The organism is Bradyrhizobium sp. Ken64, assembly GCF_055807555.1.
In genome coordinates, this window is the sequence record NZ_JBVVPA010000009.1 from 123944 (window position 1) to 148474 (window position 24531).

Annotated in this window: 29 protein-coding genes and 4 pseudogenes; 19 read left to right on the forward strand and 14 right to left on the reverse strand. The window is 63.0% G+C overall.

What is annotated here, in order from left to right; translation table 11 throughout:
• Window positions 1-44 precede the first annotated feature (44 nt).
• The 3 genes from AC0L2F_RS17355 (at window position 45) to AC0L2F_RS17365 (ending at window position 2813) form a co-directional block, all read left to right on the forward strand.
• Window positions 45-413 carry a hypothetical protein gene (locus AC0L2F_RS17355; protein WP_156526826.1) on the forward strand — a complete coding sequence of 123 codons (369 nt, stop codon included), beginning with the start codon at window positions 45-47 and terminating at the stop codon, window positions 411-413.
• Between the two features lie 572 nt (window positions 414-985).
• Window positions 986-1477, forward strand: a complete 492-nt coding sequence (gspG, locus tag AC0L2F_RS17360) for a type II secretion system major pseudopilin GspG (RefSeq protein WP_063993684.1) — start codon at window positions 986-988, stop codon at window positions 1475-1477.
• 1066 nt (window positions 1478-2543) lie between these two features.
• A complete protein-coding gene (locus AC0L2F_RS17365; protein ID WP_245313457.1) occupies window positions 2544-2813 on the forward strand; it encodes a hypothetical protein in 270 nt (89 codons plus the stop codon).
• Window positions 2814-3871: 1058 nt separating this feature from the next.
• On the opposite strand, the gene AC0L2F_RS17370 is transcribed toward AC0L2F_RS17365, so the two are convergent.
• From AC0L2F_RS17370 to AC0L2F_RS17385, 4 genes are all read right to left on the reverse strand, one after another.
• Window positions 3872-4402 (reverse strand): hypothetical protein, encoded by a 531-nt coding sequence (locus tag AC0L2F_RS17370; RefSeq protein WP_156526824.1) that lies wholly within the window; start codon window positions 4400-4402, stop codon window positions 3872-3874.
• A 1922-nt stretch (window positions 4403-6324) separates the two neighbouring features.
• Window positions 6325-6741, reverse strand: a complete 417-nt coding sequence (locus tag AC0L2F_RS17375; RefSeq protein ID WP_063993680.1) for a hypothetical protein — start codon at window positions 6739-6741, stop codon at window positions 6325-6327.
• 4 nt (window positions 6742-6745) lie between these two features.
• Window positions 6746-7072, reverse strand: a complete 327-nt coding sequence (locus tag AC0L2F_RS17380; protein WP_063993679.1) for a hypothetical protein — start codon at window positions 7070-7072, stop codon at window positions 6746-6748.
• 1 nt (window position 7073) lies between these two features.
• Entirely contained in the window at window positions 7074-8447 is a 1374-nt protein-coding gene (locus AC0L2F_RS17385) for an AAA family ATPase (RefSeq protein ID WP_473249184.1), read from the reverse strand.
• 121 nt (window positions 8448-8568) lie between these two features.
• Here AC0L2F_RS17385 and AC0L2F_RS17390 point away from each other — a divergent pair, with 121 nt between their 5' ends.
• The 3 genes from AC0L2F_RS17390 to AC0L2F_RS17400 all read left to right on the forward strand — a co-directional run bounded on the left by AC0L2F_RS17390 (window position 8569) and on the right by AC0L2F_RS17400 (window position 12523).
• Complete coding sequence (locus AC0L2F_RS17390) at window positions 8569-9072, forward strand: hypothetical protein (protein ID WP_156526823.1); 504 nt, start codon at window positions 8569-8571, stop codon at window positions 9070-9072.
• Window positions 9073-9355: 283 nt separating this feature from the next.
• A complete protein-coding gene (locus tag AC0L2F_RS17395; RefSeq protein WP_473249185.1) occupies window positions 9356-11878 on the forward strand; it encodes a hypothetical protein in 2523 nt (840 codons plus the stop codon).
• A gap of 183 nt (window positions 11879-12061) precedes the next feature.
• Window positions 12062-12523, forward strand: coding sequence for a hypothetical protein (locus AC0L2F_RS17400; protein WP_473249186.1), 462 nt, complete (start codon window positions 12062-12064; stop codon window positions 12521-12523).
• Between the two features lie 967 nt (window positions 12524-13490).
• Here the strand turns inward: AC0L2F_RS17400 and AC0L2F_RS17405 are convergent.
• Together AC0L2F_RS17405 and AC0L2F_RS17410 are read right to left on the reverse strand one after the other, a co-directional pair.
• Window positions 13491-13723: pseudogene (locus AC0L2F_RS17405) on the reverse strand (ATP-dependent DNA ligase); the annotation flags it as partial.
• 556 nt (window positions 13724-14279) lie between these two features.
• Window positions 14280-14446, reverse strand: a pseudogene (locus AC0L2F_RS17410) (DNA polymerase/3'-5' exonuclease PolX); the annotation flags it as partial.
• 39 nt (window positions 14447-14485) lie between these two features.
• Here AC0L2F_RS17410 and AC0L2F_RS17415 point away from each other — a divergent pair.
• The 5 genes and pseudogenes from AC0L2F_RS17415 (at window position 14486) to AC0L2F_RS17435 (ending at window position 17898) form a co-directional block, all read left to right on the forward strand.
• Window positions 14486-15406, forward strand: coding sequence for a PAS domain-containing protein (locus AC0L2F_RS17415; protein WP_156526821.1), 921 nt, complete (start codon window positions 14486-14488; stop codon window positions 15404-15406).
• Window positions 15407-15460: 54 nt separating this feature from the next.
• The gene (locus AC0L2F_RS17420) at window positions 15461-15802 is read left to right on the forward strand and encodes a hypothetical protein (RefSeq protein WP_156526820.1); all 342 of its coding nucleotides are present in this window, start codon (window positions 15461-15463) and stop codon (window positions 15800-15802) included.
• 1082 nt (window positions 15803-16884) lie between these two features.
• A pseudogene (locus AC0L2F_RS17425) lies at window positions 16885-17034 on the forward strand (sorbosone dehydrogenase family protein); the annotation flags it as partial.
• 85 nt (window positions 17035-17119) lie between these two features.
• A pseudogene (locus AC0L2F_RS17430) lies at window positions 17120-17574 on the forward strand (SDR family oxidoreductase); the annotation flags it as partial.
• Window positions 17575-17763: 189 nt separating this feature from the next.
• The gene (locus AC0L2F_RS17435; protein WP_256375655.1) at window positions 17764-17898 is read left to right on the forward strand and encodes a hypothetical protein; all 135 of its coding nucleotides are present in this window, start codon (window positions 17764-17766) and stop codon (window positions 17896-17898) included.
• 526 nt (window positions 17899-18424) lie between these two features.
• On the opposite strand, the gene AC0L2F_RS17440 is transcribed toward AC0L2F_RS17435, so the two are convergent.
• Genes AC0L2F_RS17440 through AC0L2F_RS17465 form a run of 6 tightly spaced genes read right to left on the reverse strand, consistent with a single transcriptional unit; the run spans window position 18425 to window position 20448 of the window.
• Entirely contained in the window at window positions 18425-18805 is a 381-nt protein-coding gene (locus AC0L2F_RS17440; RefSeq protein WP_063993667.1) for a hypothetical protein, read from the reverse strand.
• Between the two features lie 10 nt (window positions 18806-18815).
• Entirely contained in the window at window positions 18816-19169 is a 354-nt protein-coding gene (locus AC0L2F_RS17445) for a hypothetical protein (RefSeq protein ID WP_063993666.1), read from the reverse strand.
• A gap of 13 nt (window positions 19170-19182) precedes the next feature.
• Window positions 19183-19566 carry a hypothetical protein gene (locus AC0L2F_RS17450; protein ID WP_473249187.1) on the reverse strand — a complete coding sequence of 128 codons (384 nt, stop codon included), beginning with the start codon at window positions 19564-19566 and terminating at the stop codon, window positions 19183-19185.
• Window positions 19563-19865 (reverse strand): hypothetical protein, encoded by a 303-nt coding sequence (locus AC0L2F_RS17455; protein WP_473249188.1) that lies wholly within the window; start codon window positions 19863-19865, stop codon window positions 19563-19565. Before AC0L2F_RS17455 ends, AC0L2F_RS17450 begins: the two co-directional genes overlap by 4 nt.
• Window positions 19865-20179 (reverse strand): hypothetical protein, encoded by a 315-nt coding sequence (locus tag AC0L2F_RS17460; protein ID WP_063993663.1) that lies wholly within the window; start codon window positions 20177-20179, stop codon window positions 19865-19867. Before AC0L2F_RS17460 ends, AC0L2F_RS17455 begins: the two co-directional genes overlap by 1 nt.
• A 5-nt stretch (window positions 20180-20184) precedes the next feature.
• Complete coding sequence (locus AC0L2F_RS17465) at window positions 20185-20448, reverse strand: hypothetical protein (protein ID WP_063993662.1); 264 nt, start codon at window positions 20446-20448, stop codon at window positions 20185-20187.
• A 166-nt stretch (window positions 20449-20614) separates the two neighbouring features.
• On the opposite strand from AC0L2F_RS17465, the gene AC0L2F_RS17470 reads away from it, so the two are divergent.
• A complete protein-coding gene (locus AC0L2F_RS17470; protein ID WP_473249189.1) occupies window positions 20615-21007 on the forward strand; it encodes a hypothetical protein in 393 nt (130 codons plus the stop codon).
• A 63-nt stretch (window positions 21008-21070) separates the two neighbouring features.
• Here AC0L2F_RS17470 and AC0L2F_RS17475 read toward each other — a convergent pair whose 3' ends face one another.
• A complete protein-coding gene (locus AC0L2F_RS17475; protein ID WP_473249191.1) occupies window positions 21071-21322 on the reverse strand; it encodes a hypothetical protein in 252 nt (83 codons plus the stop codon).
• A 238-nt stretch (window positions 21323-21560) separates the two neighbouring features.
• On the opposite strand from AC0L2F_RS17475, the gene AC0L2F_RS17480 reads away from it, so the two are divergent.
• The 7 genes from AC0L2F_RS17480 to AC0L2F_RS17510 all read left to right on the forward strand — a co-directional run bounded on the left by AC0L2F_RS17480 (window position 21561) and on the right by AC0L2F_RS17510 (window position 24105).
• Window positions 21561-21860, forward strand: coding sequence for a hypothetical protein (locus tag AC0L2F_RS17480; protein ID WP_063993659.1), 300 nt, complete (start codon window positions 21561-21563; stop codon window positions 21858-21860).
• Window positions 21860-22078, forward strand: a complete 219-nt coding sequence (locus AC0L2F_RS17485) for a hypothetical protein (protein WP_063993658.1) — start codon at window positions 21860-21862, stop codon at window positions 22076-22078. Before AC0L2F_RS17480 ends, AC0L2F_RS17485 begins: the two co-directional genes overlap by 1 nt.
• Entirely contained in the window at window positions 22075-22656 is a 582-nt protein-coding gene (locus AC0L2F_RS17490) for a metallophosphoesterase (protein ID WP_473249192.1), read from the forward strand. Before AC0L2F_RS17485 ends, AC0L2F_RS17490 begins: the two co-directional genes overlap by 4 nt.
• The gene (locus tag AC0L2F_RS17495) at window positions 22653-23027 is read left to right on the forward strand and encodes a hypothetical protein (protein WP_473249194.1); all 375 of its coding nucleotides are present in this window, start codon (window positions 22653-22655) and stop codon (window positions 23025-23027) included. Before AC0L2F_RS17490 ends, AC0L2F_RS17495 begins: the two co-directional genes overlap by 4 nt.
• Window positions 23024-23146, forward strand: coding sequence for a hypothetical protein (locus AC0L2F_RS17500; RefSeq protein WP_256375654.1), 123 nt, complete (start codon window positions 23024-23026; stop codon window positions 23144-23146). Before AC0L2F_RS17495 ends, AC0L2F_RS17500 begins: the two co-directional genes overlap by 4 nt.
• Complete coding sequence (locus AC0L2F_RS17505) at window positions 23146-23367, forward strand: hypothetical protein (protein ID WP_473249195.1); 222 nt, start codon at window positions 23146-23148, stop codon at window positions 23365-23367. The genes AC0L2F_RS17500 and AC0L2F_RS17505 overlap by 1 nt, the downstream gene beginning before the upstream one ends.
• Before the next feature lie 465 nt (window positions 23368-23832).
• Window positions 23833-24105, forward strand: coding sequence for a hypothetical protein (locus AC0L2F_RS17510; RefSeq protein ID WP_473249196.1), 273 nt, complete (start codon window positions 23833-23835; stop codon window positions 24103-24105).
• 223 nt (window positions 24106-24328) lie between these two features.
• On the opposite strand, the gene AC0L2F_RS17515 is transcribed toward AC0L2F_RS17510, so the two are convergent.
• Window positions 24329-24511, reverse strand: a complete 183-nt coding sequence (locus tag AC0L2F_RS17515; RefSeq protein ID WP_245313450.1) for an ATP dependent DNA ligase — start codon at window positions 24509-24511, stop codon at window positions 24329-24331.
• Between the last annotated feature and the right edge of the window lie 20 nt (window positions 24512-24531).

Here is a 24531-nt window from a genome sequence, read left to right on the forward strand (position 1 = left end):
CACCGTCGCGCTTTTAGTGGTGGCCGAACAGAGGGAGGAGATCCATGAAAGCCAGGACGTTCACACTAACCACCGTTGCAGTATTGGCCACGTTCGCGCCTTCCATGGTCGAAGCGAACGACAGGGCGGGACCTTATCGCAAGCTTCATTGGCGCAACGCGTACGGTTACGATGCCCGCCTTTCCAGGATTGTACCTCCTGTTGTGACGGTCGTGACACCAGATCTCTCCCACCCTGTCGGACGTTACGCCAACAACAGGCTGGACGACGGCTACGACTATCCCTTCGGATACGGCGAATACGCGGTTTATGGTAAGTGGGCGCGAGACGCCTATGGACGACCCGACGTGGTCCGGTGTCGTCTGGTCTGGTTTGACGGGCCGCGATTGCGTACTCTCAACCGCTGCGATTGATCGGGTCGAGAGCTGACGGATTGGTTTGCGGCGTTAGCCGGCGGGCGTGAGCTCGCAACGAGCATCGATCAAGATTCGGCGTGAATGAAGATCACTTCCCGTTGCCATGCATTCGTTTGAGCTCACTCCGCTTGGGCCTCTTGGTTGCCAGGGTAGAGCTTTCCTTCCGTACGGCCTTGCGAAGCGCGAGAACCTCTGCATAGCGCAGGCATAGAGACTTCTCGACCGGGTCGAGCACAATGCTCTTGGATATGTTGATGCGCTGCAAGTCGATTACTCCCGCAACCATTCAGGTTGGCTTCTGACCTTACGAGCTATGGTGCGGATTATAGGCTGGCCTGATCGCGCGACAAACAGAGTCGCCGGTTAAGCTTGATGGCCGATCTGGCACATCTACCAGTGCCGTTAACTCGCCGAAAAGCTTAACGCCTGCCTTGCGCGGAGCCTGGCATTTTCACCGGGTTACTACGCCCGTATTCAGGCTGGCTCGAAGTTACCGGTTCTATTAACCCGATGAACACGGGACGCGATGAGGATACCCCGAAATACGAGCGTATCTGTTTGGGGGCATCATGACCGTCGACACGCGTAAATCTTCAGCGCCACGTCGCTTCAAAAATCTTCGTCATGCCAAGCCGCGATCGGCGGCGGCCGGCTATACGTTGCTGGAGTTGCTCGTTGTGATGGGCATTCTCGCGGCTTTGACTGCCATGGCGACACCGCAAGTCATGGGGTATTTCGGGAAAGCAAAGACGCAATCCGCTCAGCTTCAGATCGAGAACATCAACACGGCTCTCGAGATGTACTATGTGGAGAATGGTTCATATCCGAGCCCGGGCGCGGGACTCCGGGCGCTGGTTGAAGCGACTCCGGAAGCTCCTCGCTGGAATGGCCCCTATTTGAAGAACGCCAGAACCTTGCAGGATCCGTGGGGACGGCCCTATCAGTATTCCGTCACTGAGCAGGGCGATTACAATGTCTACTCGCTCGGGCCGACCGGAAAGGGAACCAAGAAGGCGGGTCCAACGGTGAGCACGAATCGCGCTTGGGCAGACAACGGGTGAGACGGCTGATGTCCCTTCATCTTCCGAAGGGGTGTCGGGTGTGGCAAGTCTGAAGAAGCTGGCATTCGATGTAGCGACGTAGGTCGCGAGCTTCGGGAAACAGTCGATCGGGACGCAGCCGTTAAACTCCGTGCTTGATGCACGGGATAGTTCATTTCCGTTTTGCACTCTAGCCTATGCGCCTCCAAGCCAAAAACCCGGCCCTAAGGTCTCGTTCAGAACTTTCGAGACGCAGGCTGCGGCGAGCGACGGGAATGTGTCTGACGAAAAACGTGCTCGCGCGTTCGGCTGAGAGGGTTTTGTGCGATGCTAAGGGGAGACGAAAAGTACTTTCCCGGAAGGCATTACGTTGCACTTCCGTTCAGCATCACGCACCTGATCGTCTACCCGTACTAGGCTATCCTCCGTGCATCGGATTTCGAGCCGGGGTACCGCCCGGCAAGCCACCTTAAGCTTTCGAATTGGAGCGGGCCCGCCTGTTTGACAGGTGCCACGTGACCGCGCCGCGGAGCTTTGATCGATCCGCTCGCGCTTGTTCTGCTTCGACTTCTTCCCTCAGCTTGAGTACTTCCTGGTGAATGCGGCCAAGAGCTTCGGATGGCGGCTGGCTGTCTGAAGTCCTGGTTTGCTTTTTGCCCATGGCAGTGCAATAGCGCAGCTCGCGGAACAAACAACACAACTCGGTTTTTAACCTAACCGGTCAACCTTACCGCGTGATGCCCCTTCGTCTGACGAGGCTTTGTCAGCAAGCCCACCGACGCGCTAGCTGGTGCCGCTAAGTCCGGGAGTTCTGTCGGTGCTGCCTGGATGGCAATTCGATGCGGTCGCTTCAACGGAGTGCCACAATATGTCGAGGAGCGTGAGCTTCCTGGCTGGTGGATCAGAGCATGCGCATCGCTCCGTCCTTTTGTGTCTGCTGGATAGCCATGCACCTTGTTTACGTCGGACCTGAAATCTCCATAAGAGCCGAAGCCTCCAGGCAAACTATAAAAGTTGAACAGCAGTTTCAACGCAGTTGAAGCAGGTCTGGATTAAGATGGATAGGCTTGGAAACGGAGATACCGCGATGAATTATCCGCCTGATCATGGTCTGCCACTCGTTCAGTTGAAGGAGCGCCGTCGAGAGCTTGTTGTGGCGCTACGAAACCGCGTGGGTGAGATCGACGACGACGAAATGAGGCAGATCGCGGTCCTTCAACAGGCAATCTCTGCCTTCGAAGATGTGATCGCCGACCTGGATTGCGAGCAGAGCGAGGCTGTCTGGGACAGTGCCGATCGGTCCGTTCGCTCACTCCCTGCATTCGGACGACGCAGCATCGTTCATTCGCCAGCATAAAAACCGATGGCGCAAGCGCTTTCAGGGGCCACCTGCCGCATGATGATGTGATCTGCGAATTGCGGGTTAGTTTTATCGTTAAGCCCGGAAATGGGCATGGTGCGTATTGTTATCACGAGGCGATGCGGCGGCTCGAGGTCTTCACCGGAGGCGGCGGCCGACAGAAGTGGGGCGGACACAAAACTCGCATTGGGCCTGAACTCCGATTTCGATCCCGCCAGTTTCGAAATAGAATAATCTGATTGAGCTTTTCGACCGGAGCGATCCCGAACAAAACCGTAGTAACCCTTGTAGCGCCTTCGGAAAGCCGGCCGCTCATGCTACCGATCTGGTTGCAGGTTCGATTCTGGCCGTGTCTCCTACCGCGGTGTAGGCGGCGGCCGGTGGACGCGTTCGGCTGCAAGAGCCGGGTGATCGGTGGCGGTGATACGGTTTACCGGCTTGGTGGAGTGCAGTTTCGTCCGATGCTGCGACGGGAAGGTCATTAGGCGAGCAACTTCGTTGTCGGCCTCGTCGAGGAAGCTGGCAAGCTTTGGCAGCTTGGGGTGGAGTTGATGGGCGACTTAGCTCTATTGCGAAATTGCGGCTTTATTGTCGTCCTGGCTGCCCTGCACTAGGTCGTCGACCCAGCGGGTAGAACGCCCTGCACATACGGAGGCGGAGAAGTAGAGGAGCCCTTGCGCAGCCGGGGATGCGCAGCTTAACCGCCCGGGTCTCTCAGATCCGGTCGCGGTGACCGTTGCGCTGGCCAGGGCGTTCGGGTTCTTCTCGCCGTAGGTCTTCCCGTCTGGCCCCACTTCCGGTTCCATCGGACCCTGGGCGGCAGCCGATCACTCGCGCAGCAGATCGGTGTCGGGGGCCTTCTCTCGCAGCGTGGCCAGGTTCTGTCGTCGGCGAAGGGGAATAGTAGGGAAATATCCCCTTGCACCGCGCATTCTTTCCGGGTGTCGCTCCGGCGAGCCCCCGCCTGTGAGTCGAAAAGGCACCGCTCGCAGTGCCTACCTCATGCCGCGGAACGGGAGTGCACAATCCTCCACGCGGATGAGCGTTTCGGCCGTTCACCGTGCCGCTTGCGACACGGTCCGGCTGAGGCGGACTGCCTGTGCGCGCACAGGATATCCGCATTCCGGATCCCGCGAGATCGTCAACGGATCGATTTCCGAGAACCATTGCTGGATGGACCTTCGCGCAGGCCGGCCGGGTCTCTTGCCCCGAGCCTGCCGCCTGACCTCGCCGGCCACCCACTCGAAGAAATGTGCTGCGGTCTCGCAGCCGGCGGCAGACGAGCCGCTGACAATCTCGGCGAATGTCTCGAGCATGATGTGTGCGACCACTCCCGGGGCGAAGTCGGAAGCGACCTCCGTTAGCCGTTCCAACTGAGCGGAATTAATGGCATGCGCGCTCGCGAGCAGCTTGCCAATGAAAACGCCATGGCCGTTCCGCCAGTCGCGCCAGAGGGCGTCGTCGTAGGCGCTCGCGAAGCAATCCCGGGGCAACCGATCGACGTGAATTTGATCCGCTTTGATGGCCTCGGACAAACGCCGGAGCATCCTCTCGATGTCGGCCACCTCCAACAATTGCTTCCTCATCTTCTTTCCTCTTTGTAAAGCGACGATGGCGACCGCCGCTTGCAAGGCCGGAGGCCTCGCTTCTCGTGCCAAAGCTACCCATCCCGAGGGAAAGCCTCAAACGAGTTTGGGAAGCTAAGGTGAGTTAGCTGCTCCATTTCTGCTTCTCCACAGATCTATTTGCGATGTCGCTTTGGAAGCGAACGCGGAGGCAAAGCAGGGTGTCGATCATGGCCTTGGAGCATCGTTAACGTGCCCCTAAATAAGCGTTGTTAAGGCGGGCATGCTCGTGCTCCGGGCCCGAGCTTCTTCATCGCCGAAGGCACCTCCAGACGCACGGCCAGAACGCCCAAAGCGTCGAAAGCAGCCTCGCCGTCTCGCGCCAAGAGCATCGAAATCTCCGTTTCGAAGTGGCGGACGGCATCCATAAGTTGTGCGAAGCGATACTCCATGATCTCGGCATTTGGTGGTTCTGAGATCCAGCTTCATCTGCCTCCGGCTGTGCCTCAGTGCGATCGGCGCGTCAGATCGACTATTGGATCCGCGCAATGAAAGCTGGTCGAAGGCGGTCACATGGATGTGGAGAGGTGGATTTCTGTTTATGGCATAGCGTTACGAGTTCAATGATGGCAGCAGCAATAGGACGGTCGCGAGCCGATTATGCTAAAGATGACCGGGCATTCATCTTGGATGCTCCAAAGCTGACGGAGCCGTCGCAGAGGGCTGAATCTCGCTGAGGTCACAAACAAAGAGACCCTGAGGTCCTGGGAGGCGACGAACGGGTCTTTCCGCCGACGGGACGCTTTTCGGCTTGGCGCGGCCGCCGTGAACGTTTTTACACGTAGGCCCGCTCACGTGAACGATCCTGCACCGCCGTGAACGATTCTACACGGTGAGCGGCCATAAGCGATTTTACACCGCGCCCCTCGCCATAAGCGAATTTCCACCGCCGTAAACGAAATTACACCCGGGGCTTCACGCGCCGGCAGCGCAGCAATTCGGTCGACGCCTTGGCGTAGACCACTGCCAGCTCCTGCTCGAGGGCAACCGTTCAGCACCAACAGCGCCCGCACCGCCGCGACAGGATCGCCGCCGCAGGCCTCGATGGCCTGGCCGACGGCGGCCTCCAGCTCGGCAGCTTCGTCGACGGCGGGTTGCTGCTCGGCGGATATGCGACCCGACCGGTCGCCGTCCGCATCTTATGGGACGGAAGCGGACAAACCCACCTCCGAGCCATTTTTAGGAGACGCGTTCGGCATTGCCGATGGGTGGGTCTTGTTCTTTATTCGTGCTAGGGTCAATTGGAGTGCGTATGGCCGCACGACGTTGTGCAGACTGGCGTTTCCCGACACCGAAACAGGCGCGCCGAGGAGACCGCCGCCTGGCCGAGGCGCAGCGCCGCCGCGCCGGCGTCACCGACGAGGACGCGTGTTGGGCGGCGGTGCTGGCAGATCCTAGGGCGGAGACCCGCCGGCCGCGCGCCGATCGCACGCTCGCCGATATCAGGTCGACTGAGCTTGCGGGTTGAATGCTTGAAATGCTTCCGGACGGTGACGCTGACGCACGTGGAGGCGCTCCAGCGCTACGACCCCGCTCACTCTGGAAGGAGATCGCCCTTAGGCTCCTCGCCGACGGCTGCATGCACCGCACGGGGCGTCACGAGGAGGACGGGTGCTGGCCTGATCTCAGGTGATCGGTTTTGAGTGTTGGCGATTGCCAACCTTTGCTTCGCCGAGGCCGATCTCGCTCCAAATATCGCCGAGCGGCAACACGCGTTATGTAAAGGGAACGCGAATTAGCTTCCTTTCAGAGTGATGCCGCCGGCGCTCATCCCTATCGCAGGGTGCGTGAGGATCCATACAAGGCTTAACATAGCGTGCGATAGCCGAGAAGACGACCTTAGCTTCCCATGGGATCACTCGCTCAGCCACCGCATGCCGTCTTCACACAGCCAAGCGCAGCCCGGCGTCGATCCAGAGGATCACGTCGGTCCTGGTAATGCCCTCGCGGCTCTCTGGCACGCCAATGATGACTGCTTCCGGGCGCGAGAACGATGGGGCGAAGCTCCACTTGTGGATCCGGCGCTGACGGATCCGCATGTCGATCTCGTCGCTGCGCGGCTGCCACGGTCTGCAGGCGCTCCAGCAGCCGCACAACGTGTTCATCGATGCGCGGCGCGGTCGCGAGCAATTTCTCGAGTTCACATCGGCGCGACCCAGCTTCGGCGCCTGCGCCTGCGCCTGCGTCGGCATCCGCGACCGCCCGGCCACCGCCAGGCGGCGCCTGTAGGCGCGCTGCGCGGCTTCGCCGGCGAGGATGCCGAGCACGATGCGCCCGGCGGCGATCAAGTATGCGCTCATTTTCTCACTCCTCGTCAGTGACGATGCCGTCGATCGGGATCTCCTCGCCGGCGTGCTTGCCGAGCACCCACAGCCGCCGCGGCGTCCGGATCCAGCGGCGGTGCCTATCGAACCAGGTGACGGCGCCGCTGCGTCCGATATCGCCGTCGTTGAACTCGGGGTGCCTAGTCACCACGCCTTCGACGATGAGCACGAATTCCTTGCCGCGTGGGCGCACGAGGACCGACCACTCGTCGAGGCGAGGCGCGCGCATCAGCTCGAGCGGCGACGGCTCCTCGCCGCAGGCGTAGGACTCGATGTCCCGTGCGAGATCCTGTTTTGCTCCCTGCATGTCAGTGCCTCATCGCGCACGTGTCGCGGGCCTCGAGCGTGCCTTCGACGATCGACTTCAAGGCCCTCATCGAGAACTTGCGCCGTCGCCAGACCTTGCCGATGTTCGAGAGCTCGTCGGGACCGAGCGGCGGCTCGCCGATGCGGGCCTCGTCGTCCCGCGCGATCTCTGCCATGACGTTCGCAGCGAGGAGCGGCAAATGTTGAAGGCTCGGTGAAGGCATTCGGATCAGCCTGAATCGGTCGCGCAGCATTCCGGGCAACAGGGCCGCATCGTTGGCTGTAGACATGAAGCTCACCATGCTGAGATCAACCTCAGCATCAAGGCTCTGATCACGGTAGTTTTTCGCCGAAAATCGGTCGGTCAGGGAGAGCAGGGCGTGGGCTAGAAATCCGTTCTGGCTCTCCTTGCATTTGTCGATCTCGTCGATCAGCACGACAGGATTGGCCGTCATCGAGGCGAGAACTGCGCGCACCGGTACAGACGGCGTCGTGTTGCTCCAGCCCTTGGATGTTCCCGAGAATTGGCCATCAGCGACCGCCCCGTCGAAGCGGTATAGGTGCAAAGGTCGCTCGGAGACGAGCTCCGAGAGCCGGTTCAACAGCTTGGTCTTCCCCGAGCCGCTGGCGCCGACCAGACAAATCGATTTCGTCCGGAACGGCTGGTCATCCCGCAGATCCCGCAGCAGCATGTCGATCGCCTGGACAGCGTGCGGAAACTCGCGATGGAGGGCGCGCCGGATCGCCTGCACGTCGCGCACGATGACCAGCGGCAGGGCCGCGTCGATGAGGGGCCTGTACGCCGTCTGATAGTTGTTCAGAGGCGTCGACTTGGCCTTCGGCATCACCACCAGCGTCGGGCCAGGATCGACGCGTTGCTGCACCGTCGGCGTTCGGTCATATCGATCGAACACTGCATCGACGTGGACGTCCGGCCAGCACTCCGCTTCCGGATCAGCGAGCCGGAACATCGACGCCTTCGCGGTGATGAAGTCACCGTCGGCGGCCCGCCACCACGTCCTCAGGCGGCGGCGCACAACCTCGTCGTCATCATCCTCGAGTTCGGTGTTGTCGAGGAGGTACTGCAGCGGCGGCAACACGGGCCAGAACGAGGCGGGCCGACGCGGGTCACACGTCAGCATGCTCCAGGCCAGCGCCAGCCCGCCCGTCGCGGGCTTGCCCACCGCGTACAGCGCCTCGACGGCTGCGCGGACCTCCCGCTGCAGCGCCTTGCGGTCGTGGGCGTGCTCGAGCATCGCCTGCAGCAGCGCGCTGTCGAGCACGCCTTCGCAACTGTGATGCAGCGCGCCGAATGCGTCGTCCCACCTTCCGTGGGTCAGCAGCTGCAGGGCGGGGTGGGTGTTCGGAGGCTTCATCGGCAGTCCTCCTCGCGCTGCGCCGGCGCGCTCTCGGCCCGGTCCTCCTCGATCAGGCGCAGGAGTTCGGCGAGGTCGGCGGCGGGCGTAGACGAATCCTTCGTATTCATGCTCTATACCCTTGGCCATCGTGCTTCGTACGGATGCCATTGTATGCACACAGACTGTACATTTTCAAGGATTCGCTGGGAACATGGTGAAGGACTCGAAAACGCCGAAACCGAAACGCGACCGGAAAAAGCCGACCCGCAAGAAGTCGGAGGCCGCCGATAGCATCAGGTCCGACCGCCTGATGATGCGGATGCACGAGGACCTGGTGCTTCTGCTGGACGCGCGGTCGAAAGAGGCCGGCGAGAGCCGGTCGCGCTACATCGAGAAATTGCTGCTCGCTTTTCTGAGGCTCGACCCGCGAAACCCGAAAATGGATCCTTGGGGGAGGATCGATGCCGAGGCGCCACCGCCGCTCCAGAAGTCAGACGCCATCCGTTTCGGCGAGCGCTGGGCCCGCTGGGTGGACATGAACGAGCGATTGCTCGGGTTCCGGGTGCCGCAGGAATGGCTTGATGACGAGCGCGGCTACAATCTATGGGCCGAGCGGGCGGTGCCCGAGCCAGACGAGAAGTAGGGCTGACAATTCGACTCTCGGAATATCAAAGATTCGAATTGTCGCCGAGAAAGCCAACAACGACGGGCCTTCCCGCCACCCAACGGTGGCAACTTCGCCGATGCGACCGCGTCCGGTCGCATCGTCTGGCGCCTTAGCTTCCCATCCAATGATGGCAACTATTACGCTAACTGGCTGACTTTCCTCATCTATTTGGAGGCGTCCGCGTTGACATTCTGCCGGAGCGGCCCGTAGGATTCGCATCCACCACCTGCGGACCTCGATGCGCCACACGCCGACAGCCATGACCGACGCCGCCGCGACACCCGTGCGCGTGCTCACGCCGTGCATCCACGCGCAACTGGAAGACCTCCCGGATCGAGAGCAGCAGTTCTACCTGGACGCCCGCCAGCAGGTCCGGCGGCTGGAGAAGGATCGAAATAAGGCCGCGGCTCGCCGGGTGCGTGATGACCTCGCCATCGAATCGTTGGCGGACGCGATGGTTGACCTCGGCGATTTCGATCCCGCGGTTTTCCTCGATCTACGGATCGCCGATATCGCGGCCGCTGCCGAGGTCAAGGTCGGCCAGGCCGCGCGCCTTCGCCGCGACGCCTACTGGCTCGCCCGCGACAATCTCGAAGCCCAGCGGCTGCGTGGGCTCAACCAGCGGACGCCGGCCGAGGAGATCGAGCTCGCCCGGCGCAATTCCGAAAGCACCTACGAGCGTGACCTGCGCATCGCGACCGACGCCCTCACGTCCGGTCTCGTCAAGACCAAGCACCTCAAGCCGGCGGAGAGGCCCTACAGCCCGCGGCAGGCGACAATCATTCGGGAGCACTGCAGGCGGGAGGAGTACCTGCGCCGTATGGCAGACGAGCCGCGCGCTCAGTCCCACGTCGTCACCAGCCGCTGCGACGCTGACGGCGTTGTCATCACCCGCCACCAGAGCGCCAGCGACCGTTTCGACAAGCACGGCCGCGGCTACCTCGGCGAGGCCGGATACGTAGGCGGCTCGTCAACGCAGGAGAACGGCGGCACGTGCTGGCAGGGCGCGTTCGTCGAGAAGGGCAAGCGCTCGGCGACGAGCGTCATGACCCAGCGCTACCTGGCCGCGACGCATAAGGGCCCGGGCAAGCGCCGCAAGGGGATCACAAACAAGAAGGTTCTCCAGCGCATCCAGTATCTGGATGGCATCGGCAAGACGCCGAAGGAGATCGCCGTCGAAATCGGCGAGAGCGTCAGCCGCATCAAGGGCGCGCTTCACGCGCTACAGAACGACACCCGGCACTGGACCGGCGACAACAACGACCGGCGTCACGTGCACCTGAAGAAGTGGGCCAGTCTGGACCAGATCCACGGCAACACCCGCACCGATTGCCGCGAAATCATCCGCGGCGACAAGGACCGAATCTTCGAGTCGGTGCAGGAATTCCATGATTACCTGAACAGCTTGTTGGTGCCCCCGCAGCAGTACACATACGTCTGGGACGACCGGTATCCTGAGCGCGTGACCAGGCCCCACCTCCTGTGGTGGTTACCGGCGGGCAAAGGCGTCTGGTACGACGATCCGACAAGCATGTCGATGTTCGAAGGCGCCGCCGCCGCGCTGACGATCATGGCTGGATGCGATATCGGCGGCTTGGCGAACGTCGGCGACGTCAAGCAGCCCACTTCGCCGCGCGTGGTCGCCCGGGATTGGCAGACCGAGAAGCTGCCGACGCTCTCCGAGCTCTGCAGGATTCTGAATGTCGACCTGAAGCAGAACCTGGTCGTCACCATGCGCCAGCAGAGCGTCGCCCAGATGGTCGCGGCCGGCGTCTCGGAGAGCCAGTCGGGCGCCTTCTATTCGATGGCCGGCAAGCGCGGGTTCGAGCTCTGTCTCCTGTGGGAGGGGATCGGGGAACTTCGCGTCGGCGCTCAGCTTGACCGCCGGGTGCTTGGCGAGCAGATCGCCGACCGTTTGTTGCAAGACCGCATCATGCTCGACGAACTGAGCAAGCTGCGCGCCTCGGCACGCGACGCCGCCGAGAACAGCATCCGCGTAGCCGCAAAGAAGGTGGCCGAGTCCTTCGGCAAAGGGCGCCGGGCTTCGAGCCGCGGTTACGACCTGCGCGCCGCCGAGGCCGAGGTTGCCGAGAAGGTGGCCACGGCGGTCCAGAGCGCCCCAGCCGATCTGGGGTCCGCCGAGCTCAAGAAGAAACTGATCAGCGCCGCTCAGAGCGCCGGCCAGGTCTACTGCAACCGGACGCAGGTCCAGCGCAGCGTGCGGCGGATCGCCGATGCCATTCTTGAGATCTCCAAGTGCGCCGTGCCTGACGAGAAGTCCGTGTGCGAGCTGATCGGAATGGACCCCCGCACCATCCGCAAGCACTGGGACGCGGCGGTCGCGCTGAACGGCGCCAACGCCATCGTGGCGCACATCATGGATGCTCCGACGACCGTTCCGGAGTCCGGAAACCAGGCCAACACCTCCCCTGCGGCACCCGCTGCAAAATGCTCCGGTGTGTGGGGGGTAACTACCTATGGCAGCCCCCAGGCCCAGTCCAGCCAGCCCGCCGATGAGCCCAGCGAGGCCGTTCCGGCGGATGCCGGCGAGGCCCTGACCCTCAGCAGGGTGATCCGGCCGACCATGCTGCCGCTGCTCAACGCCCTCCGGCCGTGGAATCCGGCTCACAGCAGCCAGCAGACCGGCCGAGTCATGCTCGAATTCTGCCGGCCCGGTGCCCAGCTGTATCGTTCGACGCTCGGAATCCGGGAGCAAGCACTCGGTCGGCAGAAGGGGCGTGAGCATGCGGCCAGCCGCGCCGCGGTGGTGGAGCCGGCCTAGCTCCGCCGGTCATCCGGTCGCCGCCTGCAGGCCTTCCGGGCGCCATGCGGCGCGCCGCCGGTCTCGGCCTGCGGAGCCCCGTCAGCCAGCCAGCACCACCGGATTCTTGCGCTTTGCAGCCGGCCCCCGTACCCCTACAGCCGTATCGACCGTGTCTGCACGATGTACAACAGGAGGAGAGGCATGAGGGCCGCAGAGATCGACAGGGTGGTCGCCGCCATCGACGAGACCCGGCGCACCGAGAATTTCCGGAATCCGGACGACCGGCCGGATGCGACGGTTTTCAAGATGAGGGGCCGCGTCCCGCCGGAGGTCATCAGGGCCCAGACGCGCTGCCGTACGGCCGCATGGCGCGTCCGGATGGATCGTCGCAAGGCGCCGGACAGCCGCGAACTCGCGATGAGCCTGCTGTATGCGCTGATCACCACTCGACTGTCCGAGATGACGTGGACCGACAAGGACCTCGTGGCCAGAGCCTTGATGGACCTGCAGGCGCGCGGGTACGACGTGAACGAAGCGAAGGCCACCTTGCGAAGGATCCGGAATCGATACGTTGATCCTGCTGACCGCGCCGGCGAGCCCAGCGAGTCCTGCGCAGCGCCGATCCGCCTCGCCACCGAGCCCGAGGACGACTTGCCGTTCTGACCGACTGTCAACAAATGAGCGGGTTGACGTTGTCCGCCACAAGATTCAGAATCGGGCACCGATGGCCGGTTGACCAGGTTGTTAGGTGAAGTGTGGAGACCTGATTCTGCAAAGAAGCCGGTGAGAGTACCGATGACTAGCGATCCGATTGATCAAGGCTGCGAAAACTTGCGGGATCGGCTTATGAGTCAGCTCCGTCGCCGCATTTCTTGATCATGGGACTATCCAAACTGTCGGAGCGCCATCCTTTCGTGGCCATGGTGTCCTGCAAGGTCTGATCCGAAGGCCGATGGCCAAGAGTACCAGTAGCAAGGAAACAGCATGAGAGGTGTTAGAGCTATCTCGATCGACCCCGCGAAGGAGAGGATAGCTGTCCTCCAGATCAGCCCGGAGACGCGGTTGTTGCGCCGTTTCTTTGGCGTCGCGCCATCGGTCGCGCTTCGACTGACGAAAGGCGACGTGTTGCTCACGGCAGGTCTGGAAGACGGGAAGGCGTTCACGATCGGCGGATCGCGACCGATAATCGGACCCGCTCTAATTGTGGGACCGCGCATCGGACCAGGCGAACGAGGGCAGGCGCGCACAAACTTGGACGACGTGGTCACGATGCTGCGCTGGTTCGGTTGAAGCGCGGTTTGCTTTCGGCCTGCACCTCCTACCAGCACTTAAGCCAGTACGCGCAACGAAGGTGGCTGGCTGGCGATGGAACGCGAACTTGACAAAAAGAAAGCGCAATCGCTCATGGCCGTGACAGTCGGTTTGACCACGCTCGTTGTCAGCTTTGCAATGCTGCTCACAAGGTGAGCCAGAGATCGATCCTGCTCCTCAGCGCCAGGAACGACACTTTAGGCTCGGCAACTTCAAACCGATGCCACGGAGGTGAGCTGCGCGTGCTGATGACGCTCAAGGCCTCGGAGCGAAAGAGGCGGCAGAGATGCTCGGCATCGGCAGGCCGACGGTGCGCTCTCACTTGCTCCGCCTTCACGCCCTCGAGCGCCTTCGCGACCTCCACGTAGGAGTGGCTGATGATCTTTCCATTGCGGCTGTAGAGCGCGACCCGACCACGCCGGATTTCCGCGACCATGTGCGGAAACCATCGAATTTGTCCTCGAAGACCCAATCGGGATCGTCGAACGGCGCATCCGTCAACGTGGCCAGCATGGGCTGCAGGCGATATGGCAGGGTCGATTTTCGGGCGATGGTAGGGTCTTTCTACTCGGCCGGCAGAGGCCGAAACGAGGAGGACGGAAGGCGAATCCGCGCAGTATCACCAGCCGCGACCATCCCGCCGGCCCGTACCACGCCCAACACCCCGGATTTGAACGGAGGGCCCGTTTCCGCCGACGAGAGCACCTGTTGCTTAAGGCCGAGCTGGAAGTCGGTCGATCAGAACGCAAGGCGTCCGGAGGCCGGTCAGTTCTACGATTACGGTGCATCCGAGCTCGATGGGCGACCCGAGCGGCATCCCTGAAGGTGGTGATGTTCTCGCCCAGGTCACCTGCTGCGGCTTCGAAGCCAACTTCAAGAGGATGCTAAGAGCTCGGCCGGAATCATGGGCCTGCCGGAGATTTGGAAGGCGGGGTTGGCGGCGGGTGAGACAGCGGTGCCGGACAAACTCGCCTGCGTGGGCATCGCCATCGACGCCATGGCCTTCCACCAGCACGATCTGCTCCGGGCGGCTTGCCGAAGTGGTGACCGCGATCGGCGGCGACCCCGACCACCGCGCCGTCCAGCAAGAGCGCGTGCCCCGACGGCATCAGGCCGCCCGGGCGTGCGAGCGCCGCTTCTGGCGGAGGTAGCGGGTGATCTCCGGAAGAGCCATCGCGTTCAGGACCCGGTCCGGTGGCACGCCGCCGTTGGGCGCCATTTCGAGCCCCAATGCATGTGGTCAAGCTCGGGAATCGAGTGGGCGTAAGGCCGAACTACGGGTCGTTAACGCTGTGGCGTGTAGGTTTTGGGACCATGAATTACACGGACGGTTCATTCGCCGATGTGAAGTCGATCAGTCAGCAGGCCATGTGTCGGTACTGGGCCCGCACGGCCGGCGATCTGCCATTCCCTTCGTCCGATCAGTTCAGGCCTGAAGCGAGGCTGCACGACCCAAAACAACTCATCATCTGGAGCGTTGAGCGCCGGGGAGACGGGCAGACATTTCGCGCGCTTTACCAGGGTGCGAGCGTTGGAGAGGTCTTCAATTCGAGCTGGGCCGGGAAATCGATGGAAGAGGTTCTTCCACCAGCCTTGAAGGAGTTCGGTCTAGCCGCCGCCGAGCAGTGCGTGACGAGCGGCTGCGCGATCTACAGCGTGTTTTCGACCTACAACAGCGGCGGCCATACGATCGATTGTGAGCGCTTGCTCCTGCCTTTGGGAAGCGATGGCCGTGTCGAGCAATTGGTTGGCTCCCTTCAACTGATCAGCATGGCCGGATCGTTCAACCGGGAGACAGTCATCCGACACTTCGAATGGAAAACCGAGGTATCCTGCGCAATCCGCATCTACGCTTCAGCCGGTCCCCAGCAATCATCACAATCGAAGAGTGAAAAGCGGGAAGCGGCTCGCTCTCAGGCGAGCGCGCTTGAGGAATCGGGCGGAATTGGGCGCGGCTCGTCAGGACGGCTAGAAGCAGCCGCGTGCGGGAAGTCGGCCACGCTCGATCGGGGGCGCGCTGCGCCAGATCAAGAACGACAGGGCCTGGCGCGTCGGGCCTGCCTGGCATCCAGAAAGCCGCCGGGTCGCAACACCAAACTTCGCCCGGATTCATCAGGCCTTCGGCGTCTGGTGTGTGCTCCACGAGTGTCAAAGGGGCGTCGCTGCGGCCACGGCGGTGGTGAACTTGCAGGCTTGCCTCGAATTCGCTTATCCACGTGCGCCGAACCGCATTAACCATAGGTTCAACGGCTTATGGGCTGCTCTGGACTCTCGCTCAAGACTATCCAGATGAACGATGAGGCGGCGCGGTGCCGGCTTATGGAAAAGGCTGTTTTTATGAATGAAACGAAACTGGTTGCAATCTGCAACAGGCGCCGGCATGTCGTGGACGAAATCTTTGGCGTCACCGATCTGATCGAGGCGGCGAAAACTGTGGATCGCAACTGTGGCGCCGACTCACTCCTGCCGCGCTATGAGATTGTGGATTTCGACGCCCTTCGGGAAGACCGCGACGACGGATACTTTTTCTATTCCGTGCCCGCCGATTTCGATATCGAGGATGGCAGCGACCCATCGCATGCTCGGGGTGCCGAGTTCGTCGGGACAGTCAAAGCGTTTTATCAATTATAAGTCTCGCACCGAGCCCCGCCCGGCGCCGCCGCGGAGGTACATCAACGTTTTCACTCTGGCTCAATCCGGCGCAACGACGCTATCGGCCGCTCCTGGCGCCAAGCGGACGTCGGGTTGGGACGTTTGATTTGCCTTCTCCGTCCTTGCTGTGCTCTCAGTCCGCCTATCAAGAAGCATATTGACCTCTCCAAACGAGCGGTCCAGCTGACCCCACATATGGCCGTTGCCCAGCGCCGTATCGTTGATGCGCTCGCTCAAAGCCGTCCTGGTCTTCGACAGGAGCGTGTTGATTGTCGTGAGGATCGCGAGGCGGCCTCACGCCCCTCCCGCCGACGGACTTGCCCGTTCAAAAGCTGAGAGACTGCCGTGATAATCTGCGCTGGAGCGAATGGCTTCCGGGTCAAGACGCTCTTGGGTACGCCTCTGGCGGACCACTCCGCACCGGCGCCTCCTGTTATATAGATCACCGGTGACGAAGCATCGATATCCCTGGTGCGTTTGGCTATCTCCCAACCGTCGATTTCGCCAAGGCATTGATGTCAGCGACCAAAGCGAGAGGATCCTTCAACAGTGAGACTGCAGCGCTGCCGACGGCAACAACTTCGAATCAAAAGCGCACATGCCCTTTGTACAGAAGGGCTTCGGTCAAGCAGGAATGTGTTTGGTCGAACTGAGGTTCAATGCATGGGTTGCGGCAGCGTTACTGCGACACTCGGCAAGCACAGCAATCAGGCCCAAAAAGCTTCGGTGCATGGCTCACCACGCCACGGGCAAGTGTAGTTCGCTTCTGCAGCGCGACGAAACCAACAGGAACGTCGCCGACTGCAGCGGTTGGTGCCAAATCGGGCCCGAGCAACGGCTGACACAGCCAGTTGGACCACTAGTCCGAAGCTGGGGTGACCGCCTCTCCCGCTGACCCCGCGTTCGCCAGCGTCGAAATGAATCATAGAGCTCGAAGAATGGTGGACGGAATGAGCGCATCTGAAAAGTTTGTCCTCGACAAAGCGACCCGGATCGTCGCGACGGCTACCCGAAGCCGCTATGACCAGGTTTCGATCCTGCTGCACTGGTCGACCGCTGGGGGCTTCATCGGCGAGGACGGCAAGACCCGCGGCCGGCCGGTCGGCGTCACGGTCGACACCAAACGCGGCGCCCTGATTGTCGCCGACGATCTGTCGAACACGATCTGGCGCGTGACCGTGGCGACTGGTCAGCAGTCGAATTCGCGCTGAGCTTACGGTGCCCCGCGGGTAGCGGTCAGCACTGCAGCAAACCACCCGGCATGGAATCGTCCTGGTGAAGGCCATTGGATTCCGGATATCGGAGGCGCACTTCGACAAGACGTTCAGCGTGAACGTGCGTGGGACCCTGTTCACGGTGCAGAAGGCTCTGCCGCTCATGGGAGAGGGATCATCGATTGTGCTGAACGCTTCCATCACCGGGATTAAGGGCATTCCGGCATTCAGCGTGTACGCGGCGACAAAGGCGGCAATCAGGTCGTTCGCTCGCGGCTGGAGCGTCGACCTGAGAGACCGCAAGATCCGGGTGAAAGTCGTGAGCCCGGGAACGGTGCCGACCCCGGCCTTCGACGGCTTCGGCATGTCGTACCAACAGATAGACGGATTTCTGAAGGCGCAGAGCGATGCAGCGCCGTCCGGACGGGTCGGGCAGCCTACGAGATCGCCGAAGCCGTCCCGTTTCTGCCATGCGACCAAAGCTCGTTCGTCAACGGTGCCGAGTTGTTCGTCGATGGCAGCCTCGCACAGGTTTGACACCGATTTTGCGGGCACCCGCTGTGGAAGGATTCTCCTGCGAAAAGGCGGCGAAGTCCGCTGGAATCGAAGGACATGCATCTCGGCCGTATCGACCAGTCTGGTCTCGATGGCGGTCTGAGGCAGGCAGCGGTCGAGTCGTCGATGAGGACGAAGAGCCGCTTGATGCCGGCCTTTCCGATGAGACGCTTGTACGCTTCTCGAAATCTCGCGACCGCGCCGCCGCGCTCCGACCAAGCGAGGCTCGAGAATGACGGCGAGCAGGTCGAGTTCGGCGAGGTGCCCGGCCTGAATCTCGAGTTCGACATCGACGAGCCGAACTAATTGCCATCATTGGTCTGTCAAAAGTGGGTGCTGTCCGCCATCGCACAGTCGCGCGCAAAAGTATCGTATAGATTACAAAAAGGCCCGAGCTAGGATTTTTGTATCGTATACGTGACACCCGCATCGGTGCGGGAGGGAAGCTAAGCCGACTTAGCTTCCCTCTATCGCACTCTATCTTGAGCCTCAGCTACACTGCGATCTGCCAGAGCGTCACGCGTGATGCCGTCACGCGTGCAGCCATTTTGGCGACTCCCCCCGTTACTCCGGCGAAATTCCACGCTGTGTCTATGATGTTTGTCCACATTCGCCGCAATCCAATTGCGGCCTGCCGGCGTGACGCGGAATGTCTCGCCGCCGGTGCACTCGACGAGTGCGAGCCTCACGAGCTTGTTGACGGCGCGCCCGTGCACGCGCTCGATGTCGCCGCCCGGGCGCGCCAGCACGAACCACGGACCCCCGCGGGCGCTCACCTCACGCAGCGCGCAGCCGCGCGACATGGCGACCAGCAGGTGGAGCGGGCCGGGAGTCAGCATTCCGCCATGCCGGTCAGGCAAGCCTGCAGCTGCGCTTCGTTGAAAGCGACCCAGGGCCCGCGCGAGTGCAGCACGGCGACATGGCGCTTCATTTTGCCGTCGGGGCGCAGCTCGCCGAGCAGACTGCGTTCACCGCACAGGTAATCGGAATGCGGAACGGCGACGTAGCGCACTCGAGCCCTGGGTGCCGCGCGCGCGCCCCGCAGCGCGTCCGCGCAGGCATTCATTTCGGCCTCGTCCTTGGCAGTCCATGGCCCCGGCGAGAAGAACACGGCCGCTTCCTCCAACCAGCCTTCGTCGTTGCGGCGCAGGATCGCGCGTCGATCTCCGGCGCCGTAGCGGCAGAGCCGTGTGGTGGTGTAGTCCATCACCATTGCGAGCTCCTCAAAAGGGGATGTCGTCGGGCCCGAAGGACTGCGGCTGCGGCTTTGGCTTCGGAGCCTCCTGCCGCGGCACAAATGTCGGCCGAGGCCGCCCCGTAGTTTGAGCGACCGGCCGGCGCGGCGGCGGAGGGATGTAGCGCGTCGGTGGCGTCGGCGACGGCTCGATGATCGTCGGCTGCGGGCGCGGCGGCGGTGGCAGCGGCCCGCTCATGAGGCGCCGGCCCTCCTCGTCGTACTCGATCTGGTCGAGATCCACCGTCTGCAACACCGGCGCCGGCGGGGGCGCGGCTGCGGGCTTCGGCTCGGCCGGCTTCGGGAAGCGGGAGCTGGGCGGCGGAAAGCGATATTTCGTCATGTGGATTCCTTTCTTACACGCCCAACATCGAGCGCTGGCAGTCGACCCACGCTTCATACGCAGCCGATTGCTGTTCCTGCTCAGCGCGCTGGACTGCCAGCGCGAGCGCGTTGACCCGAGCTTCGACCGCGTCCCGCACGGCGCTCGCGGCGGCGTGCACACGCGGCACGCGGACGGTATTCACCCATCGAAGGTGCGCATCCATGCGCGCTGTCAGCTTCGCGTGCAGCGCGTCGATCTCCTCACCAGCGAGATCACGGTCGAAGCAATCCCGCAGATCGGCGGGACCGACGCCGAGCCATCTGGCTGCGTCCCGGCGCCACTTGGAACCTGCGCACTCGCGGAACGTGCTCACGGTGAGCTGCCAGTGTGCCGTGTTCAGGCGCCGACGACTCACGACAGGCTCTCCATCACCTGCGCGCGGCCGGCGCCGAGCCCGCAGCGGTAGGCGATGATCAGCGAGGACACGCATTCTTCGGGAACGTCGCGGCTCAGGAAAATGATGCGGCCGCCGGCGTCGCGGATCGTGATGAAGCCGCGGCCGCTCCGGGCGCAGACGCTGCGGCGGACCGTGTAGGCATCCGCTTCCGAGCCGATCTCGATCACCCGCTCGGTGACGACCAGGGCGGGGCGGCTGGCGACCCGGGCCTGCCGGCCGAGCCGGCGCAGTTCGACTACGTTGGTCTCTTCCGTCATCACACAATCTCCCTGACGATATTTTCGTTGCAGCGCGGGCATATCCTGTTGCCGACGCCCCAGGACGCGAACATGTGTCGGCCGACAAGGCGCCGGCGCAGCTGCACGTCCGGCGCCGTGAGACCGAGCTTGTACGCCTCGGTCTGAAGTGCCGCTGCGGAGCGGCCGAGCGCGGCTACCATGACGGAAATGTTGGGGCGCGGCTTGCCGAGGTACATCTCGGCGAGGCGGCGGCGGTCGGCCTCGGTCCACGTTCTGTTGCCGCCGGTCGCGCCGCGCAAGGGCTGCTGCAAGGTCGGGGTTCGCATCAGCATCACGGCTACCTCGCGATCAGCTGACGGCGCAGCGCGGTGATCTGCACGCCGCGCTCGGCGCAGGCGTCGCGTTCGGCGTCGAGTAGGTCGATCAAGGCGGCGTCGACGTCCCGCGTCGCTTTCGCCCTGCCGTGCAGCCACTGATAAAGGGTATCGCAGCTGATCTGCAGTGCGCCGGCCAGGCGCTTGCGCCAGCAGGCGCCGTACAGCGCCTGGCCGACATGCTCCAGCCGGCCGGCGGTGTCCTTCGGGAAAGACTTGATGCTCACTGCGAGTCCTCGTCTGCGGCGAACGCGGCATCGCCGGCGTACGTACGATGGCTCCATACACGATATGTACGGTCTTGGCTTTTGTCAAATCGGTTCGAATCCTTGCACGCCCCTTGCCTCTTGCCGGCCGCGGGTGTTGCCTGCCGACATCAGAGGAGGACACACCATGCGAGCCTTAATTTCTGCCATCATCTCCGCGCTTAAAAGCGCGTTCGCCTGCGGTCTGGCGGTGCTTTCCGCGCCATTCCGCATGTTCGGCGGCGGAGGCGGGCAGGGCATGCCGCCGGAGATCCCGATGCCGCAGCCGTACGTCGACAAGCCGGCGCCGCGGGACATGACGGCGGTCTACGACGAGATCGCGCGGATCCTGATGACCTGGGCGGCCGACAGCATCATCGCGGACGAGCCGGTGCCGGTGCCGCCGAAGCTGCCGCGGGAGTTTAGAGAGTGGTTGCCGGGTCTTTCTCGCGACGAGTGCGACAAGCTCATGGAAGCCGACAAGATGGCTGTTTCCGCGCACTTCAGGGGGCTTTCGCAATTCCCGGTGTTCGGAAAGTGATGCCGCTGCGGGCCGTCGTATGGCCCCCGGAGGCTCCGATCGAGGAGTCTCCGGGGTTTGCCGCTATCGCGAAGCTCGAGCGCGACGGGCGTCCTGCCGCTTGAAGACGAACGTCAGGTCGGCGATGCGCCGCTCGAGATCGGCGTTCGTTGCCCTCGCGTCGTTGAGGTCGAGGTGGGCGCGGAAGCGCAACGCCTCGGAGCAGTCGAGCGCGGCGCGGAGCTGCTCGACGGTCCAGTCCGACCAGCTGCGGCGCTGGGCCTTTGTAGTTCTCGACGCCGGCAGCGAGCGCGCCGGCGATCGAGAGCGCGCCACCGACGGCGCCGACGGTGAAGGCGGTAGGGTCGAAGTTCGTGTGGGATCCGCCGTTGGTCATGGTCGTAGTCTCCTGGTCTCTGGGCCGACACCTGCTGTCCGGCTCGATGTGCACGCTGGATAGACTATGTGTTGACGATGGCAATAAAGCATGCGATTAATAATTTTACGTGCTGCGAGTCCTTGCAATTTTACGGACCGGCCAGATTTTCCGAATCCTGAGGGGGAGAGGCACCCAATGAGCGAGGTAACGAAGGCGCTGACCGACCTTCCGCCGAGCGAGTTCGGGCCGCACGGTCGTGTCGGCTTGGACGACACCATGTTCTCTGCCCCGATCCCGACCGTCTGCAGCACGCGTGCTGAACTGCACCGCGCGGCGCTGGCGCTCGAAGCCCTGAAGATCGTGGAGTTCGAGACCCCGGCGATCCAGCGCGCGATCACGGCGGTCCGCGGCGCGTTCGCCGATCTCGACGAGCATGCCGGGGACGTCATCGCCCAGGGCGTCGCGGAGCAGATCGCCGGGGCGGGGCTGCACTGATGAAGATTTCAGACGAGCGCGTTTACAAGGCGCTGCAGGCCTGCGGGGGGCATCCCGGCTGGGCCGCCAAAAAGCTGGGATGCGCGTCGGGGGTGATCAACGACGCGATCTTCCGTCTGGTCGCGGCGCACCCGGCCGGGCCCTCGGTCGACGAATCCTTCGAGGCGCGAAAGCACGCCGCGCTCATGGAGCGGTCGAACCTGGAGATCGTACGATGAGAACCTTCTACACCGGGGACTCACATTTCGGGCATGAATCCATCGTCCGCCTCGCGAATCGGATCGACCCGTCGACTGGATTTCAGTTCGCCGACATCAATAGGCACGATGCCTACCTAATTGACCTATTCAACGCGACGGTCTCGAAACACGACCGCGTGATCCACGTTGGCGATTTCGCGCATCGTTGCGACCCCAAGCGGGTGCGCGCGATCTTCTCGCGGCTGAACGGACAGAAATTTTTGGTCATCGGCAACCACGATGACAAGGCCACTCTCGAACTCGGTTGGGCGGCCCCGCCGCAGCACATTCTCAACGTCACCGACGAGGGACAACGAATCGTCGCGGCCCACTACGGATTGAGAACGTGGCACGGAATTCGTCGCGGTGCGCTGCACATCTATGGCCACAGCCACGGCAGGCTGCCCGGCAACTCGCTGTCGTGCGACGTCGGCGTCGATCGCTGGGATCTCCGGCCGGTGACGCTCGCCGAGATCCGCATGCGGCTCGCGCAGTCGCCGGCGCCCGTCGACGGCGAGATCGCCGACCCCGAACCCGATGATGGAGTGCAGCCATGAAACTCCTGACCACACCCGCCGTCCGACCCGGCCGCTGCTTCGTCGTCGATGACGGCGTGCTCGTGGTCGACGACGGCGACATCGCCGATCTGGTCCGGGTAGACGGCGACGATGCCGGCACCGAGATCTACGTGCATCCGATCGACGCGCCGGCGTTCATCGCGCGGTGGTTCGAATGCGGAGAGAGCAAGGGAGCTGAATTGAGCGAGTTCAAGATGATGAGGTGTGAACTTTTCTTCCGCCCCGAAGGGTCCAAGGAATCTATCAGCTTTGGATCCTGCGACCCGAAGGACGTGCTGATGACGACGACGTTCGAGATCGGGGCAGGACCATCGCGCAGAGCTTCAGGCCAGGTGACGACGTGTCCATGAAGATGGCGGCGAACGAGCTGGCGGCCCTTGCGATTTGTCGACGGGATCCACTGAAGATCACTGAGCACGGCGTCGACGAGCACGGCCGCTGGTACGTGAAGGCGGAGTCGCAGGACTGATGCCCGTCCTACTCGCCATCCTCTGCGCCTTCATGGCCGTCCTGATGATCGCCGGCCTCGCGCAGGACGACGCCCGGCGGGCGCAGTGCGCGGAATGGCGCACTGAGAAGCACGAAACCTGCACCCCATGGCGCGGCGTCAGCCCGTCGTCGTGGTTCTTCCCGTTGACCAACACCACCGAGACCGAGACGCGCGTCTGCGTCCGCAAGGAAAGAAGCTGAGCATGCCGGCCACCTTCAACACCACCGAGCGCGTGGCCCTGGCCGCCAGCCTGCTTGTCTTCGCCGCCGTCGCGATGTTCGGCCTGATCCACGCTGCTCCGAACCGGGACGTGTTCCCGCCGAACGAGATCATCGGCACGGTCGCCCTCTACTGGTGGGCGGCACTGCTGATCTTGGGCGTCATGCTGATCATCGACTGGCGGCGGAAGCAGAGGGCGGCGAGACCGTGGAAGTGGGAGCCAGTCGGCCAAGCGCTAACTCGGCTTCCCTATGCCATTGGTCCGCTGGCTGAGATGAGCTTGCTGCCTGTCGCCCCAATCGACGAGTTCCAGCAGCACGTGACAGCCGCCCTGGCCGTGATGCTGCGGCATCCCGAACTCACCGTCGACGCCGGCACGCTGCGCCTGCTGGCGCGCAAGCCGCCGGGGTGCGGCAAGGCGGCCGGTGCCAGAAGGGGTGGGCGGGATGACCGAGGCGGAGATAGAAGACATCATCGAACAGGACATCGTGGTTCTTCGGGAGAAGGCGCGCACGATTGCGAAGCATCGCGGTCTCGGCGTCTACAACAGCTACGCGCTCACACTGCAGCGCATGGGCGGCGTGCTGACGCGGCCCATATTCAATGCTGCCGTCGTCGAATTGAGTAGCCAAGGCTTCTTCGAGCGTCCCGAAAGCGAGCGTGCCAGCGTGGGCAACACGATCGTGTCGTGCTGCCCCGCCATCCCGAAGAGTTCGTGATGGCCTGGAGTTGCGATTGGCTGGACCGTATGCAGGAGCAGGACGACGCCGAGTTGCTCTGGGCGAGGCACTTCGGATCCGTTCTCGAGGTGGCGCGGCGATGTGTACGGTCCGAGCTACAGGCTGCGTGATGCTGCCGGCGAGCGCAGGTTCGCGAGCGCAGATTGGTGCTGTCTGCTGAGGGGCGCGCCGCTGCTGTCGCTCGCGACGGACAGTTGCCCCTCTAGTCCTCCGCCAGTCCCTTGAACGACGGGTGCCTGAGGTACCCGTCCGCCGTGATGTCGCGGTACTCGACATGGGCGACGAGGGTCGGCTCGACGGCGCGGATGTGCTTCTTCGCGAACAGCTTCGTCTTCGGCGGCGGCAGGGCATCCAGGCGCCGCCGCAGTTCGGCCGAGACCCTCATTGAGAATCCCGTGCCGACTT

What these genes read in the sequence shown, in the direction of transcription:
- AC0L2F_RS17420 (WP_156526820.1), top strand. Translation starts at nt 15,461, where the DNA reads ATGAACGATGAGGCGGCGCGGTGCCGGCTTATGGAAAAGGCTGTTTTT.
- AC0L2F_RS17455 (WP_473249188.1), bottom strand. Translation starts at nt 19,865, where the DNA reads ATGACGGAAGAGACCAACGTAGTCGAACTGCGCCGGCTCGGCCGGCAG.
- AC0L2F_RS17485 (WP_063993658.1), top strand. Translation starts at nt 21,860, where the DNA reads ATGAAGATTTCAGACGAGCGCGTTTACAAGGCGCTGCAGGCCTGCGGG.
- AC0L2F_RS17370 (WP_156526824.1), bottom strand. Translation starts at nt 4,402, where the DNA reads ATGAGGAAGCAATTGTTGGAGGTGGCCGACATCGAGAGGATGCTCCGG.
- AC0L2F_RS17505 (WP_473249195.1), top strand. Translation starts at nt 23,146, where the DNA reads ATGCCCGTCCTACTCGCCATCCTCTGCGCCTTCATGGCCGTCCTGATG.
- AC0L2F_RS17470 (WP_473249189.1), top strand. Translation starts at nt 20,615, where the DNA reads ATGCGAGCCTTAATTTCTGCCATCATCTCCGCGCTTAAAAGCGCGTTC.
- AC0L2F_RS17400 (WP_473249186.1), top strand. Translation starts at nt 12,062, where the DNA reads ATGAGGGCCGCAGAGATCGACAGGGTGGTCGCCGCCATCGACGAGACC.
- AC0L2F_RS17500 (WP_256375654.1), top strand. Translation starts at nt 23,024, where the DNA reads ATGAAGATGGCGGCGAACGAGCTGGCGGCCCTTGCGATTTGTCGACGG.
- AC0L2F_RS17445 (WP_063993666.1), bottom strand. Translation starts at nt 19,169, where the DNA reads ATGACGAAATATCGCTTTCCGCCGCCCAGCTCCCGCTTCCCGAAGCCG.
- AC0L2F_RS17385 (WP_473249184.1), bottom strand. Translation starts at nt 8,447, where the DNA reads ATGAAGCCTCCGAACACCCACCCCGCCCTGCAGCTGCTGACCCACGGA.
- AC0L2F_RS17495 (WP_473249194.1), top strand. Translation starts at nt 22,653, where the DNA reads ATGAAACTCCTGACCACACCCGCCGTCCGACCCGGCCGCTGCTTCGTC.
- AC0L2F_RS17380 (WP_063993679.1), bottom strand. Translation starts at nt 7,072, where the DNA reads ATGCAGGGAGCAAAACAGGATCTCGCACGGGACATCGAGTCCTACGCC.
- AC0L2F_RS17490 (WP_473249192.1), top strand. Translation starts at nt 22,075, where the DNA reads ATGAGAACCTTCTACACCGGGGACTCACATTTCGGGCATGAATCCATC.
- gspG (WP_063993684.1), top strand. Translation starts at nt 986, where the DNA reads ATGACCGTCGACACGCGTAAATCTTCAGCGCCACGTCGCTTCAAAAAT.
- AC0L2F_RS17365 (WP_245313457.1), top strand. Translation starts at nt 2,544, where the DNA reads ATGAATTATCCGCCTGATCATGGTCTGCCACTCGTTCAGTTGAAGGAG.
- AC0L2F_RS17515 (WP_245313450.1), bottom strand. Translation starts at nt 24,511, where the DNA reads ATGAGGGTCTCGGCCGAACTGCGGCGGCGCCTGGATGCCCTGCCGCCG.
- AC0L2F_RS17510 (WP_473249196.1), top strand. Translation starts at nt 23,833, where the DNA reads ATGACCGAGGCGGAGATAGAAGACATCATCGAACAGGACATCGTGGTT.
- AC0L2F_RS17355 (WP_156526826.1), top strand. Translation starts at nt 45, where the DNA reads ATGAAAGCCAGGACGTTCACACTAACCACCGTTGCAGTATTGGCCACG.
- AC0L2F_RS17375 (WP_063993680.1), bottom strand. Translation starts at nt 6,741, where the DNA reads ATGAGCGCATACTTGATCGCCGCCGGGCGCATCGTGCTCGGCATCCTC.
- AC0L2F_RS17460 (WP_063993663.1), bottom strand. Translation starts at nt 20,179, where the DNA reads ATGCTGATGCGAACCCCGACCTTGCAGCAGCCCTTGCGCGGCGCGACC.
- AC0L2F_RS17440 (WP_063993667.1), bottom strand. Translation starts at nt 18,805, where the DNA reads ATGGTGATGGACTACACCACCACACGGCTCTGCCGCTACGGCGCCGGA.
- AC0L2F_RS17395 (WP_473249185.1), top strand. Translation starts at nt 9,356, where the DNA reads ATGACCGACGCCGCCGCGACACCCGTGCGCGTGCTCACGCCGTGCATC.
- AC0L2F_RS17480 (WP_063993659.1), top strand. Translation starts at nt 21,561, where the DNA reads ATGAGCGAGGTAACGAAGGCGCTGACCGACCTTCCGCCGAGCGAGTTC.
- AC0L2F_RS17415 (WP_156526821.1), top strand. Translation starts at nt 14,486, where the DNA reads ATGAATTACACGGACGGTTCATTCGCCGATGTGAAGTCGATCAGTCAG.